Origin of the sequence: Shimia sediminis (genome assembly GCF_003990645.1) — a bacterium.
Taxonomy (GTDB): Bacteria; Pseudomonadota; Alphaproteobacteria; order Rhodobacterales; family Rhodobacteraceae; genus Shimia; species Shimia sediminis.
The window spans coordinates 358,892-371,690 of record NZ_RYZK01000002.1 but is presented as its reverse complement, the minus strand read 5'-3'; the positions used below and the strand labels follow the sequence as shown (position 1 = coordinate 371,690).

Genomic DNA, 12,799 nt, shown 5'->3' with positions numbered 1-12,799 from the left:
GGGGGCGTTGCACTGCGGGCGGGGTTGTCCTAAATCACGGCCATGTTGAAGCCGATCCTGATCCATCCCGACCCCCGCCTTAAGAAAATCTGCGCGCCTGTTGCTGATCTGTCCGATGAGCTGCGCGCATTGGCGGCGGATATGCTGGAAACCATGTATGACGCGCCGGGCATTGGGCTGGCGGCACCTCAGGTGGGTGTGCTGGAGCGGCTGATTGTGATGGATTGCATCAAGGATGGCGAACCAGAGCCAACGATTATGTTCAACCCCGAGGTGTTGGCCTCGTCCGATGACCTGAGCACCTATGAAGAGGGGTGTCTGTCGATCCCCGAGCAGTTTGCCGATGTGACCCGCCCTGCCGAGGTGCGCGTGGGCTGGATCGATGAGAATGGCAATCCGCAGGAAAAAGATTTTGACGGGCTGTGGGCGACCTGTGTGCAGCACGAGATTGACCACCTGAATGGCAAGCTGTTCATTGATTATCTCGGGCCGATGAAGCGCCAGATGATGACCCGCCGCTCGGCCAAGATGAAACGCGAGCGTGCGCGCGGATGAGCGTGCTGCCGATCCTGCGCTGGCCGGATGCGCGATTGGCAACAGTTTGTGATCCGGTGGAGGATCCGGGTGCGGTAAAGACGCTGGCCGAGGCCATGCTGGAAACCATGTACGCGGCACCAGGGCGCGGGCTGGCGGCACCTCAGGTGGGTGTGTTGGCGCGGATGTTCGTGATGGATGTGACCTGGAAAGAGGGGCCTGCGACTCCGGTGGTCTGTATCAATCCCGAGATTGTGGCGGTGTCTGATGAACGCGTGTCGGGCGAAGAGGCCTGTTTGTCGATCCCCGGTGTCAGTGCTGAGGTTGAGCGGCATGCAGCGGTCACCTTGCGGTGGCAGGATGTTGAGGCGGTTTGGCATGAGGCCAAGCTAACGGGTTTCGCGGCGATCTGTTCACAGCATGAATACGACCATCTGGACGGGCTGGTGATCTTCGACCGGCTTGAGGGTGAGGCCCGCGCGACGTTGGAAACGGAATACGAGGCAGTGTCATGACGGTTCGCAAATGTATCCCCTGGCCGGACAAGCGGTTGCGCACGGCGGCAGAAGACGTGGATGAGCTGACCGACGCGGATCGTCAGGTCTGGGAAGATCTGATCGACACGATGGAGGCGATGCCCGGTGTCGGTATGGGGGCCAACCAGATTGGCGTGTTGCGGCGGTTGGTCGTGGTCGACGCCAGCGAGGAACGCGGCAAGGTCGTGCGGATGGCCAATCCCGAAATCCTGCATGCATCGATACAATTGCGAGAGCATGACGAGGCCAGCCCGAACCTGCCCGGCGTGTCGGCGGTGATAGAACGGCCGCGCGCGGTGACAGTGCGCTACATGAATGAGGACGGCATCTACACGCGTAAGGATTTTGTCGGGCTCTGGGCGACCAGCGTTCAACATCAGATCGACCATATCAACGGCAAGATGTACTTTGACCACCTGAGCCGCACCAAGCGCGACATGTTGATCAAGCGGGCGAGGAAACGGACATGAGAGTGATCTTCATGGGCACGCCCGAGTTCTCGGTGCCGGTTCTGGACGCCTTGGTTGAGGCCGGGCATGAGATTGCTGCTGTTTACTGTCAGCCGCCGCGACCTGCGGGGCGGGGCAAAAAGGATCGCCCGACTCCGGTGCATGCAAGGGCCGAGGCACTGGGGTTTGCGGTGCGGCATCCGGTGTCTTTGAAAGGCGCGGACGAACAAGAGGCCTTTGCTGCGTTGGAGGCTGATGTGGCGGTGGTGGTGGCCTATGGGTTGATCCTGCCGCAGGCGGTGCTGGATGCGCCGGCCAAAGGATGCCTGAACATCCACGCGAGCCTGTTGCCGCGCTGGCGTGGGGCGGCGCCGATCCATCGGGCGATCATGGCAGGCGATGCCGAGACAGGCGTTTGCATCATGCAGATGGAGGCCGGGCTGGACACCGGGCCGGTGCTGTTGCGGTCGAAGACGCCCATTCGGGCGGAAGAGACCACGGCGGAATTGCATGACCGTCTGTCGGTGATTGGCTCGGAGGCCATTGTTGAGGCACTGGCGACGCTGGATGATTTGACGCCAGAGGTTCAGGCCGGAGCGGGTGTGACCTATGCCGAGAAGATCGACAAGGCCGAGGCACGGGTGGATTGGTCTGCTCCGGCGGTTGAGGTGGATCGCAAGATCCGCGGGTTGTCACCTTTCCCCGGTGCTTGGTGCGAGATTGAGGGGCAGCGGGTAAAGCTGTTGGCCTCACGTCTGGCCGAGGGGCAGGGCGCACCCGGCGAGGTGCTGGACGATGTGATGACCGTGGCCTGTGGAGAGGGCGCCGTGTCCTTGATCCGCTTGCAACGGGCGGGCAAGGGTGCGCAGGATGTGGACGTGTTCCTGCGCGGGTTTCCCATCTCCAGGGGCGCGCAGCTGTAACAGGGGGCGGTCATGTTCTTTAGCTTTTTTGGAACTGTGATCATTGCCGGGATCGTCGGCTATGCCTCTGAGCGGTCTAAGTTTACCCACAACGGTTATGTTCCGTCGATTATCATCTGCGTGGGTGGCGCGTTTCTGTTCTTTATGGTCAGCCGGATGTTCAACATCAGCTTTGGCAGCCCGGGGCTGAATGCGATTATCTCGTCGATTGGCGCACTGGTGATCGTGCCGACGCATTTTCGCAAGTAACGCCTAGCCTTTGAACGGTGCCATGCCTGCGCGCGCGAGCTCGTCAGCGCGTTCGTTTTCCGGGTGACCTGCGTGGCCCTTGACCCATTCCCATGTGACTTTGTGGCGGGCCTGCGCTGCGTCCAGACGTTGCCACAGCTCGACGTTCTTCAAACCCTTCTTGGTCCAGTTCTTGGCCTTCCAGCCGTGGATCCATTTGGTTATCCCGTCCATGACGTATTTGCTGTCGGTCACAACCGTGATGGTGCTGGGGCGCTCCAGCGTTTCAAGAGCTGTGATCGCCGCCATCAGCTCCATCCTGTTGTTCGTGGTATCGCTTGCGCCGCCGGACAGCTCACGCTCCTTGACGATCTCATCGCCGTTCTTGGCGCGCAACAGAACGCCCCAGCCGCCAGGGCCGGGGTTACCGGAGCAGGCTCCGTCGGTATAGGCGAAGAGGTCAGGCATGGGCGGTCATCAGGATGAAGGGATCAATGGTTCCGGCCAAGCCTTTGCCCTTTCCGGTCTGGCTCTGCAAGCGGTCAAATCCGGCATCTGTCAGGATGTCACGCAGCTCTTCTTCGGAGTAGAAGCTGTAAAAGCGACCCAAGTCGTCGCGCTTTTCTCCGGTGCCAAGTTTCAGGCCGAGAAACAGGCATCCGCCGTCGCGCAGGGCGCGTTTGCAGGCGGCGATGTAGCGGGGAAAGTCGGCGCGGGGCGCGTGCAGCAGTGAGAAGCTGGCCCAGATGCCGTCATAGGCGTTTTCCTCGGTCAGATCGTCAAATGTGCCGAGGTGCGCATCGACGCCCTTGGCGCGGGCAGCTTCGACAAACTCGGGCGTGGCGTCTATGGCGCGGGCGGTGAAGCCACGCTTCATGAGTTCGAGCGTATGGAGACCGGGACCGCTGCCCAGATCAAGGATATGCGCGCCGGGTTTCAGGCCAGCGGTGAACATATCGAGGGCGTCGATCTGTTCCTGTGCGACGGGCAGGTTGGCATAGTCTTTGGCCTTTTTGGCATAGACGCCGACGGTTACGCGGTCGCTCATGCGCGCTCCAATGCCAGCCGACCGGCGAGGGCGACAAAGATGGCGGCAAAGCCTCGGCTCAGCCAGCGCATGAACCGGGCGCTGCCAAGGAGGAGATCGCGGGCTTTGGCCGCGAAGAGGCCGTAGAGGACAAAGACGCCAAAGGTCATGGCCATGAAGATACTGCCGAGCAGGGCCATCTCGAATGTGGCGGTTGTCGGGTTGCCGGAGAGGAAGGGGGGCAAAAGCGCGAGGAAGAACACCGAGAGTTTCGGGTTCAGGATATTGATAAGCGCCGCGCGGCGGGCGATGACGACGCCGGATTGAGTTGTGCGTTCGGCGCTGACGGACAAGGCGCCACCGGATTTCAGGGCCTGCCAGGCGAGGTAGAGAAGGTACGCAACGCCTGCGAATTTCATGACGTTGAACAGGAGGGCCGAGGTGTGCATCACGGCGGCGAGGCCCAGCGTGGCGGCCAATAGTGCGGGCAAGATACCGATCGTGCACCCAAGCGCCGACCAGAGTGCTGCGTTGCGGCCCTGACCAAGCCCCATGGCGAGTGTAAAGATGACGCCCGTTCCGGGCGCGATGACCACCACGAGAGCGGTCAGAAGAAATTGCGCCGAGATCATGTCAGGTCTCCAGTTCAACATCGCGCAGGACGCGCGGGACTTTGAAATTCACGCGCTCGATGGCGGTCTCAACAGTCTCGACCGTGACGTCATAGCGTTCGCGAAAGGCGTCGATCACCTCGGTGACCAGCACTTCGGGGGCCGAAGCGCCTGCGGTAACGGCGAGGCCCCGGATACCTTCCAAGGATCGCCAATCGATGTCGCCTGCACGCTGCACTAGTTGCGCGTAGTCGCAGCCATTGTTGGCGCCGACTTCGACCAACCGGCGCGAGTTCGACGAGTTGGGGGCACCGACCACGAGCAATGCGTCAACGCGCGGCGCAACCTCTTTCACCGCTTCCTGACGATTGGTGGTGGCGTAACAGATGTCTTCCTTGTGCGGGCCGACGATGGCGGGGAAACGAGCCTGAAGCGCTGCGACAATCCCTATGGTGTCATCGACCGAAAGGGTGGTCTGGGTGACAAAGGCCAGCTTTTCCGGATCGCGCACGTTGATGGTGGCGACGTCGGCTTCGGTCTCGACCAGCAAAACTTCGCCTTCGGGCAATTGTCCCATGGTGCCAATGGTTTCCGGGTGACCTGCATGGCCAATCATGATGATCTGGAGACCGGCTGCCGAATGCCGTTCAGCCTCGATGTGCACCTTGGAAACCAAGGGGCAGGTGGCGTCGACATAGATCATCTCGCGGCGCTCGGCCTCGGCGGGGACGGATTTGGCGACACCATGGGCCGAGAAGATCACCGGGCGGTCGTCGGGGCAATCGCTGAGTTCCTCGACAAACACCGCACCCTTAGCCCGTAGGCTGTCGACGACAAACTTGTTATGCACGATTTCATGGCGGACATAGACCGGGGCGCCCCATTTTTGCAGTGCCATCTCGACGATCTTGATGGCTCGGTCAACGCCGGCGCAAAAACCGCGCGGGGCGGCAAGGTAAATGGTCAGGGGCGGCTTGGTCATGGCGGGTCCTCGAAACTTGCTCACAGAGGTAAGGCTTTGTCTGGGGCAGGGCAAGCGGGCATCGCCGATCAGGATTTCGTGAATTGCCTTCCCCCGGCTGGAAGCCGTTAGGTGTGGGGCAAGCAGAAGCGGAGGAGCACGTGAGGACAGTATGGGGGGCAGGCGCAGTGGCGGTCTGCGCAGGGCTTGGAGCTTGGGTGTTGCTACAACCGGCTGCGCCAGAGGGCATTCCCTATCAGGATGCGGCCAGTGTGTCGCGCGGGCAGGTCATCTATGCCGAGAACTGCGCGTCGTGCCATGGGGACAAGCTGCAAGGCGCTGAGAACTGGCGGCAGCCGGATACGGACGGACGTATGCCCGCGCCGCCGCATGATGAGACCGGCCACACATGGCACCACCCTGATGAGCAGTTGTTCCGTCTCACCAAACTGGGGCCAGCAGCGATTGTCGGTGGCGGTTACGAAAGCAACATGCCCGGGTATGCAGAGGTTCTGAGCGACCAGGAGATCTGGGATGTCCTGGCCTATATCAAGAGTAGCTGGCCCAAGCGGATCGTCGAAATTCACAATCAACGCAACGGGTAGCACCCAAAAGAAAACCGGGACGCTTGGCCCCGGTTCGATTTACTTGGCGGTGTATTCCGCTTCGCGGTCACGTTCCGGCATCGGATCGCGCGGTGGGCGACCAATCACGTCGCGCAGCCCGTCGAGCTCGATAAAGTTGTCCGCCTGGCGGCGCAACTCGTCCGAGATCATCGGCGGTTGGCTGCGGATGGTCGAAACCACCGAGACACGCACGCCCTGTCGTTGCAGGCTTTCTACCAGCGGCCGGAAGTCCCCATCTCCCGAAAACAGCACGATATGGTCCACATGTGGTGCCAGCTCCATCGCGTTGACCGCCAGCTCGATATCCATGTTTCCCTTGACCTTGCGGCGGCCCTGGGAGTCTGTGTACTCCTTGGCCGGCTTGGTCACCATGGTAAAGCCGTTGTAGTGCAGCCAGTCCACGAGTGGACGGATTGGAGAATATTCGTCATTCTCCAGAAGCGCCGTGTAGTAAAAAGCTCGCAAAAGCTTGCCGCGGCGCATGAATTCCTGCCGCAGAAGCTTGTAATCGATGTCGAATCCCAGCGACTTGGCCGCGGCGTACAGATTCGAGCCATCGATGAACAGCGCGAGCCGTTCGTCCTTGTAAAACATCAAATGTCCTTTCAGATATCGACGCGCCCTAAAATTCCGTGAGTGTTTTAAATGCGGGCACATCCAAGCATATAAGGTAAGGAATTTGGCTTTTGCCGCAAGGCTTACTGGGGCGTAAATTCACGCCAAAAACAGACATGTGAGAAAATATGAGTAAAATCTGGCACTTGGCACTTGGTGGGAATCTGTCGTCACATGCGGGTGGCCCTGGCCTGACGCTAAAAAGCGCCTTATTGACGCTAAATAGCGACAAAACTTCTGTCAGCAAAGTGAGTCGTTTTTTTCGGACTCCTTGTTTTCCGGCAGGTGCAGGTCCTGACTATGTGAATGCTGCAGCAGAGGTTGAAAGCGATCTGTCCGCCCCGGAACTTTTGGCGCGCCTGCACGAGGTTGAGGCGTCTTTTGGTCGTGAACGGCAGAGTCGCTGGGCCGGGCGCACGCTGGACATCGATCTTATTTCAGGGGGGGCTTTGGTGCTGCCGGATCTGGCAACCTACAGGTCCTGGCGTGACCTGCCGCTGGAGTCTCAGATGCGCCAAGCGCCGGATCAGCTGATTCTGCCGCACCCGCGTCTGCAGGACCGCGCCTTTGTGTTGGTGCCTCTGAACGACATCGCGCCGGACTGGATTCACCCGGTTTCGGGCCTCAGTGTGGCCCAAATGCTTGCGGCACTGCCGGAAAGCGAACGCAAGGCTGTTGTCGAGATGTGATTTCGGCTTGTCTTCAAGGAAAAACACGCCTAAATACGCACTTTCTGAACCCATCCTGACAGAATGGAGTGCCCGATGGCCCGCGTCACAGTTGAAGATTGTGTAGACAAGGTTCCCAACCGCTTTGAGCTGGTGATGCTCGCGTCGCACCGTGCGCGTGAGATTTCGGCAGGTGCTCCGATCACTGTTGAGCGTGACAACGACAAGAACCCCGTTGTCAGCCTGCGCGAGATTGCGGATGAAACCCAGACCGCCGACGAGCTGCGCGAGCGGCTGATCGAGTCGAACCAGACCCAGATCGAAGTCGACGAGCCGGAAGAAGATCGCATGGCGCTGCTCATGGGTGCCGAATCGGACGCCCCAGCAGAAGACGATCTGTCCGAAGAAAAACTGCTGCGCGCCCTGATGGAAGCGCAAGGCCAGGGCTGAGACCCTCGGGGAAAACAGGTGGGCGCAGATGTATCCTGCTGACGATCTTGTCGAGCTGATCCGCGCCTACAATCCCAAATCCAATTCAGATTTGATTCGTCGCGCCTATGACTTTGGGCGCGACATGCATGACGGTCAGTTCCGTCACTCCGGTGAACCCTACTTTACCCACCCGATCGAAGTGTCGCAGATCCTGGCTGAGCAGCATCTGGATGACGCCACGATCATCACGGCCCTGCTGCACGACACGATTGAGGATACCAAGGCTTCGTATTCCGCGGTTGAAGAGATGTTCGGCAACGAGGTCGCGATGCTGGTGGACGGTGTCACCAAGCTGACGAACCTGCAGCTCAGCTCGACCGAAACCAAGCAGGCCGAGAACTTTCGCAAGCTGTTCATGGCGATGTCCAAGGATCTGCGGGTGATTCTGGTAAAGCTGGCCGACCGCCTTCACAACATGCGTACGATCCGCGCCATGCGACCCGAAAAGCAGCAGGTCAAAGCGCGCGAGACCATGGATATCTACGCCCCCCTTGCTGGCCGCATGGGGATGCAGTGGATGCGCGACGAGCTGGAAGATCTGGCCTTTAAGGTGCTGAACCCCGAGGGCCGGGCCAGTATCATGCGGCGGTTCATCACGCTGCAAAAAGAAACCGGCGACGTGATTGGCCGCATCACCGACGACATGCGCTACGAGCTGGAAAAGGCGGAGATCGACGCCAAGGTGGTGGGACGCGCCAAGAAGCCCTATTCGATCTGGCGCAAGATGCAGGAAAAGGAACAGGGCTTTAGCCGCCTCTCTGACATCTACGGATTCCGTATCATCACCGCCAATGAAAACGACTGTTACCGGGTTCTTGGTGCGATCCATCAGCGTTGGCGTGCCGTGCCAGGGCGATTCAAGGACTACATCAGTCAACCAAAGACCAACGGTTATCGCTCGATCCACACCACGGTGTCGGGGCGCGATGGCAAACGGGTTGAGGTGCAGATCCGCACCCAGCAGATGCATGATGTGGCCGAAACCGGCGTGGCCGCGCATTGGTCCTACAAGGATGGTGTGCGCGGGGAAAACCCCTTTGCGGTGGACCCGGTGAAATGGATCAGTTCGCTGACCGAGCAGTTCAACGCCGAGGATGACCACGACGAGTTTCTCGAGGCGGTCAAGCTCGAGATGTATTCGGACCAGGTGTTCTGCTTTACGCCCAAGGGGGACGTCGTGAAGCTGCCGCGCGGGGCGACGCCGCTGGATTTTGCCTATGCCATCCATACGCGCATCGGCAACGCCTGTGTCGGGGCCAAGGTGGACCATCTGCGCGTTCCCCTGTGGACCCGCATCAAGAACGGCCAGTCGGTTGAGATCATCACCGCCGAAGGGCAGATGCCCCAGGCCACATGGCTCGATATTGCGACCACCGGCAAGGCAAAGTCCGCCATTCGCCGCGCCTTGCGCGAGGTGGACCGCGACCGGTTTATCCGTCTGGGACGGGAACTGGCGCGCGCGGGGTTTGAAAACCTGGGGAAAAAGGCCACTGACCGGGTTTTGGACCTTGCCGCGACGCAGTTGCGGCTCAAGGACCGCAATGAGCTTTTGGCGCGCATGGGCAGTGCCGAGTTGACCGCGCATGAGGTTGTCCAGGCGGTCTATCCTGACCTGGCCCCGGACGTGAGCGAGGGCATCGCTTCGGAGCGCGCGGTGATTGGCCTTTCGCCCGAGCAACGCTTTCAACGGGCACCCTGTTGTGAACCCCTGCCAGGTGAGCGCATTATCGGTATCACCTATCGCGGTGAAGGCGTGGTGGTGCACGCCATCGATTGCGATGCACTCAGCAATTACGAAGATCAGCCCGAGCGCTGGATCGATTTGCACTGGCAGGCGGGGCAGCACCAATCTATCTATGGGGTAACGCTGGAGTTAACCATTGGCAACGATGCGGGCGTCCTGGGACGTATTTGCACATTGATTGGCGAGCATAAGGCCAATATCTCGGACCTAGAATTCGTGGACAGGAAACCGGACTTTTACCGGCTGCACATCAATGCCGAACTACGAGACGCCGAGCATCTGCATTCTCTGATGCTGGCGTTGCAGGCTGAGAGTGACGTGGCGCAGGTGGAAAGACTTCGGGATCCGTCAAAAGCCAGGCAATCGGCCAAACCGCAACCGTGAGGACCCGCAGACGTGGTATTCAAACGTCGGGATAAAAAGAGCTTTCTGCAGGCCGTTGCAGATGGAATCTATCCCAAGGGCGGTTGGACCCGGGCGTTTCATTATGTGCGCCATAGGCTGCGGCGCCTGCCGGGCACGCCGGAATTCATCGCGCGTGGTGTCTGGGCGGGTGTTTTCACGACCTTCACTCCGTTTTATGGACTGCATTTTGTCATTGCGGCCATCATTGCCCGCACGATCAACGGCAACCTGCTGGCCGCGCTGCTCAGCACGTTCTTTGGCAATCCCTTGACCTATCTGCCCATCGGGGTGATTGCCCTGAAAACCGGGCATTTCCTTTTGGGGACAGAATTCGAAGAGGGCGCGCATCAATCGCTTGCCAGCAAGTTTGCCAATGCCGGTGCTGATCTTTGGCACAATCTGATCGCGCTTTTTACCGATGCGGATATGGACTGGCACGGGCTTTCAGTTTTCTACGACGAGGTGTTCTTTCCCTATCTTGTCGGGGGGGTGTTGCCGGGCATCGTTGCCGCAACGATTTGCTATTACCTCAGCGTGCCGGTGATCCGCGCCTATCAGAAACGTCGCGCGGCCCATATTCGCAAGAAAGTGGCCAAGGCCCGTGCCAAGGCGCGCAGCTTTGTAGCGCAGCACAAGGAAGACGGCAGGGACGCGTAGTTTCGGGTTTTCTTGGGGGATTTGGCGCTCTAGTGTCCAGCTCAGGATGAACAGGAGATCGTGATGTTGCGTCTTGGTGTGAATATTGACCATGTGGCCACTGTGCGGAATGCACGTGGTGGGGCCTATCCTGACCCGGTGCGTGCCGCGAAGATGGCGGAAGAGGCCGGGGCAGATGGCATTACGGCCCATCTTCGTGAAGATCGCCGTCACATCATGGACGCCGACATCGATGCGTTGATGGACGCGCTGACCGTGCCTTTGAACTTTGAGATGGCCGCAACGGACGAGATGCTAATGATCGCCTTGCGTCACAAGCCGCACGCGGTCTGCATCGTGCCGGAAAAGCGCGAAGAACGCACCACCGAAGGCGGGCTGGAAGTGTCGCGCGAGGAAAACAAGCTGGCGCATTTCATCGCGCCGCTGCGCGATGTGGGATGCCGGGTGTCCATCTTTATCGCCGCGGATCAGCGGCAGATCGAGGCGGCTAACCGGATTGGTGCCGAGGTGATCGAGTTGCACACCGGCGCCTATTGCGATTTCCACGCCGAGGGCCGGTTTGACGAGCGCGACGCCGAGCTTGCGCGCCTGCGTGAGATGGCGAGTTTTGCCCATTCGCTGGGGTTGGAGGTACATGCAGGACACGGACTGACCTATGACACCGTGCAGCCGATTGCGGCCTTGCCCGAGGTGATGGAGCTGAACATTGGTCACTTCCTGATTGGCGAGGCGATCTTTGCCGGTCTCGACCCGGCGATCCGCGAAATGCGCCGCCTGATGGACGAGGCACGGGCGTGATTACGCCAGAGTTCATGGCCATCTGGTTTGCCTGGATGCTGGCGGGCGGCTCGCCTGGTCCGGCCACGATGGGCATAGCCGGTACGGCGATGAGCGCGGGGCGCCCTTCGGCGTTGGCGTTTTCGCTGGGTATTCTGGCCGGGTCGGCCAGTTGGGGCATCGCGGCGGCGCTGGGTCTGTCGGCAATCATGCTGGCCAATGCCTGGGTGTTCGAGACCATTCGCTACGCGGGTGCGGCCTATTTGGGATGGCTGGCGCTCAAGGCGCTGAAACGGGCGCTGTCATCTGACGGAAACGGCACCATGGGTATCCCGCACCGGGGCAGTTATGGGCGGTTGTTTATCAAAGGGGCCTTGATCCACCTGACCAACCCCAAGGCGATCCTGAGCTGGGGCTCGATTTACGCGATCATTGCGCCGCCGACAGCGACCCCGGCCACCTTGTTCACCTACTTTGCGCTGCTCTATGCCGGTTCGATCATGATCTTTATCGGCTATGCGTTCCTGTTTTCATCCGCAAGAATGGTGCGCACCTATCAACGGGCACAGCGCTGGTTTGACTTTGGCTTTGCCGGGTTCTTCGGCTTTGCCAGCTTCAAGATCCTGACCGCGAGGTTGCAATGAAGCGCGTGACATACCCTTTGGTGGCGGGTTTGATGCTGGCGGCGTCGCAAGGTCTGGCGCAGCAGGTGTTGCCCTGTGAATGGCAGGCGCGGGCAGACGCCATTGTGGAACCCTGGGAAGAGAACACGCGCACCTTTGCCAAAGGCGATGTCCGCCTGGCGTTGTTGGACACGATTGAACCTGCGGCTGGTGCCTATCACATCCTTGTTGTGTCTCCGCCTTTCGGAGAGTTGGGCGACCGTCAGTGCCGCACCGTGTCGATCAGTGAAGGCGTTGGATTTTCAGGCGTGGATTTCTCCGGCTTGCAGGCGACCTATGATCCGTCTGTTGGGCTGGTCTTTAGTGTGAATGTCCGCCGGTTCGATCCTGATAGCTCGGATTTCTTCCCGGCGGTTCTGGTGTTCTCTGTGAACCAGGCAACCGGCCATATCGGGGTGATGCTGAAATGATCCTCGGCATCGGCACGGACCTTGCAAACATCGACCGGATCGCGGGCACGCTGGACCGGTTCGGAGATCGCTTTCGCAATCGCGTGTTTACCGAGATCGAACAGGCCAAGGCCGAGCGGCGGCGCGACACCGTTGGCACTTATGCCAAACGCTGGGCTGCGAAAGAGGCGTGCTCCAAGGCGCTGGGCACAGGATTGGCGATGGGCATCAGCTGGAAAGACATGGCCGTCAGCAATCTGCGATCCGGACAGCCGACGATGCAGGTGACGGGCTGGGCGGCGGAACGCCTGCAAGAGATGACACCAGCAGGCCATGAGGCCATCATCCATGTCACTTTGACGGATGACCACCCCTGGGCACAGGCCTTTGTCGTGATCGAAGCGCGGCCTCTTGCCGACGCCGAGTCGTCGCTTGACTCCTGACCGGCACCACCGCATGTAACCCGCATCCAAA

The 12,799-nt window shown here is 60.1% G+C and carries 19 protein-coding genes; 14 read left to right on the top strand and 5 right to left on the bottom strand.

The genetic code is table 11. The features are described from left to right. Positions 1-42 precede the first annotated feature (42 nt). From def (EK369_RS06325) to EK369_RS06305, 5 genes are read left to right on the top strand one after another with little or no spacing between them, the layout of a single operon-like run. Positions 43-555 carry a peptide deformylase gene (def, locus tag EK369_RS06325; protein WP_127112853.1) on the top strand — a complete coding sequence of 171 codons (513 nt, stop codon included), beginning with the start codon at positions 43-45 and terminating at the stop codon, positions 553-555. Continuing rightward, a complete protein-coding gene (gene def / locus EK369_RS06320) occupies positions 552-1,049 on the top strand; it encodes a peptide deformylase (RefSeq protein WP_127112852.1) in 498 nt (165 codons plus the stop codon). The genes def (EK369_RS06325) and def (EK369_RS06320) overlap by 4 nt, the downstream gene beginning before the upstream one ends. After that, positions 1,046-1,540, top strand: a complete 495-nt coding sequence (gene def, locus EK369_RS06315) for a peptide deformylase (protein ID WP_127112851.1) — start codon at positions 1,046-1,048, stop codon at positions 1,538-1,540. Before def (EK369_RS06320) ends, def (EK369_RS06315) begins: the two co-directional genes overlap by 4 nt. Next, entirely contained in the window at positions 1,537-2,442 is a 906-nt protein-coding gene (gene fmt, locus EK369_RS06310; protein WP_127112850.1) for a methionyl-tRNA formyltransferase, read from the top strand. The genes def (EK369_RS06315) and fmt overlap by 4 nt, the downstream gene beginning before the upstream one ends. 12 nt (positions 2,443-2,454) lie before the next feature. After that, positions 2,455-2,691, top strand: coding sequence for a hypothetical protein (locus EK369_RS06305; protein WP_127112849.1), 237 nt, complete (start codon positions 2,455-2,457; stop codon positions 2,689-2,691). Between the two features lie 3 nt (positions 2,692-2,694). Here EK369_RS06305 and rnhA read toward each other — a convergent pair whose 3' ends face one another. The 4 genes from rnhA to ispH are packed head-to-tail and all read right to left on the bottom strand — an operon-like array spanning position 2,695 to position 5,290. Further along, positions 2,695-3,138, bottom strand: a complete 444-nt coding sequence (gene rnhA / locus EK369_RS06300; protein ID WP_127112848.1) for a ribonuclease HI — start codon at positions 3,136-3,138, stop codon at positions 2,695-2,697. Continuing rightward, positions 3,131-3,718 (bottom strand): class I SAM-dependent DNA methyltransferase, encoded by a 588-nt coding sequence (locus tag EK369_RS06295; RefSeq protein WP_127112847.1) that lies wholly within the window; start codon positions 3,716-3,718, stop codon positions 3,131-3,133. The genes rnhA and EK369_RS06295 overlap by 8 nt, the downstream gene beginning before the upstream one ends. Beyond that, a complete protein-coding gene (locus EK369_RS06290; RefSeq protein WP_127112846.1) occupies positions 3,715-4,329 on the bottom strand; it encodes a LysE family translocator in 615 nt (204 codons plus the stop codon). The genes EK369_RS06295 and EK369_RS06290 overlap by 4 nt, the downstream gene beginning before the upstream one ends. Before the next feature lies 1 nt (position 4,330). Next, positions 4,331-5,290 carry a 4-hydroxy-3-methylbut-2-enyl diphosphate reductase gene (ispH, locus tag EK369_RS06285; protein WP_127112845.1) on the bottom strand — a complete coding sequence of 320 codons (960 nt, stop codon included), beginning with the start codon at positions 5,288-5,290 and terminating at the stop codon, positions 4,331-4,333. 140 nt (positions 5,291-5,430) lie between these two features. Here ispH and EK369_RS06280 point away from each other — a divergent pair, with 140 nt between their 5' ends. Next, complete coding sequence (locus EK369_RS06280; protein WP_127112844.1) at positions 5,431-5,874, top strand: c-type cytochrome; 444 nt, start codon at positions 5,431-5,433, stop codon at positions 5,872-5,874. Positions 5,875-5,913: 39 nt separating this feature from the next. On the opposite strand, the gene EK369_RS06275 is transcribed toward EK369_RS06280, so the two are convergent. After that, on the bottom strand, positions 5,914-6,489 hold the full coding sequence (locus EK369_RS06275; RefSeq protein WP_127112843.1) for a LabA-like NYN domain-containing protein: 576 nt from the start codon (positions 6,487-6,489) through the stop codon (positions 5,914-5,916). Between the two features lie 149 nt (positions 6,490-6,638). On the opposite strand from EK369_RS06275, the gene folK reads away from it, so the two are divergent. The 8 genes from folK to acpS all read left to right on the top strand — a co-directional run bounded on the left by folK (position 6,639) and on the right by acpS (position 12,768). After that, positions 6,639-7,199 (top strand): 2-amino-4-hydroxy-6-hydroxymethyldihydropteridine diphosphokinase, encoded by a 561-nt coding sequence (gene folK, locus EK369_RS06270; protein ID WP_127112842.1) that lies wholly within the window; start codon positions 6,639-6,641, stop codon positions 7,197-7,199. Between the two features lie 75 nt (positions 7,200-7,274). After that, complete coding sequence (gene rpoZ, locus EK369_RS06265) at positions 7,275-7,628, top strand: DNA-directed RNA polymerase subunit omega (RefSeq protein ID WP_127112841.1); 354 nt, start codon at positions 7,275-7,277, stop codon at positions 7,626-7,628. Positions 7,629-7,656: 28 nt separating this feature from the next. Continuing rightward, positions 7,657-9,798, top strand: a complete 2,142-nt coding sequence (locus EK369_RS06260; protein WP_127112840.1) for a RelA/SpoT family protein — start codon at positions 7,657-7,659, stop codon at positions 9,796-9,798. 12 nt (positions 9,799-9,810) lie between these two features. Further along, on the top strand, positions 9,811-10,476 hold the full coding sequence (locus EK369_RS06255) for a DUF2062 domain-containing protein (protein ID WP_127112839.1): 666 nt from the start codon (positions 9,811-9,813) through the stop codon (positions 10,474-10,476). A 63-nt stretch (positions 10,477-10,539) separates the two neighbouring features. Then, complete coding sequence (locus tag EK369_RS06250; protein ID WP_127112838.1) at positions 10,540-11,274, top strand: pyridoxine 5'-phosphate synthase; 735 nt, start codon at positions 10,540-10,542, stop codon at positions 11,272-11,274. Positions 11,275-11,288: 14 nt separating this feature from the next. Further along, complete coding sequence (locus tag EK369_RS06245; protein WP_306461206.1) at positions 11,289-11,897, top strand: LysE family translocator; 609 nt, start codon at positions 11,289-11,291, stop codon at positions 11,895-11,897. Next, positions 11,894-12,346: a hypothetical protein gene (locus tag EK369_RS06240; protein ID WP_127112836.1), complete on the top strand. Its 453-nt coding sequence runs from the start codon at positions 11,894-11,896 to the stop codon at positions 12,344-12,346. Before EK369_RS06245 ends, EK369_RS06240 begins: the two co-directional genes overlap by 4 nt. Continuing rightward, on the top strand, positions 12,343-12,768 hold the full coding sequence (gene acpS / locus EK369_RS06235; RefSeq protein WP_127112835.1) for a holo-ACP synthase: 426 nt from the start codon (positions 12,343-12,345) through the stop codon (positions 12,766-12,768). The genes EK369_RS06240 and acpS overlap by 4 nt, the downstream gene beginning before the upstream one ends. Positions 12,769-12,799: the final 31 nt, after the last annotated feature.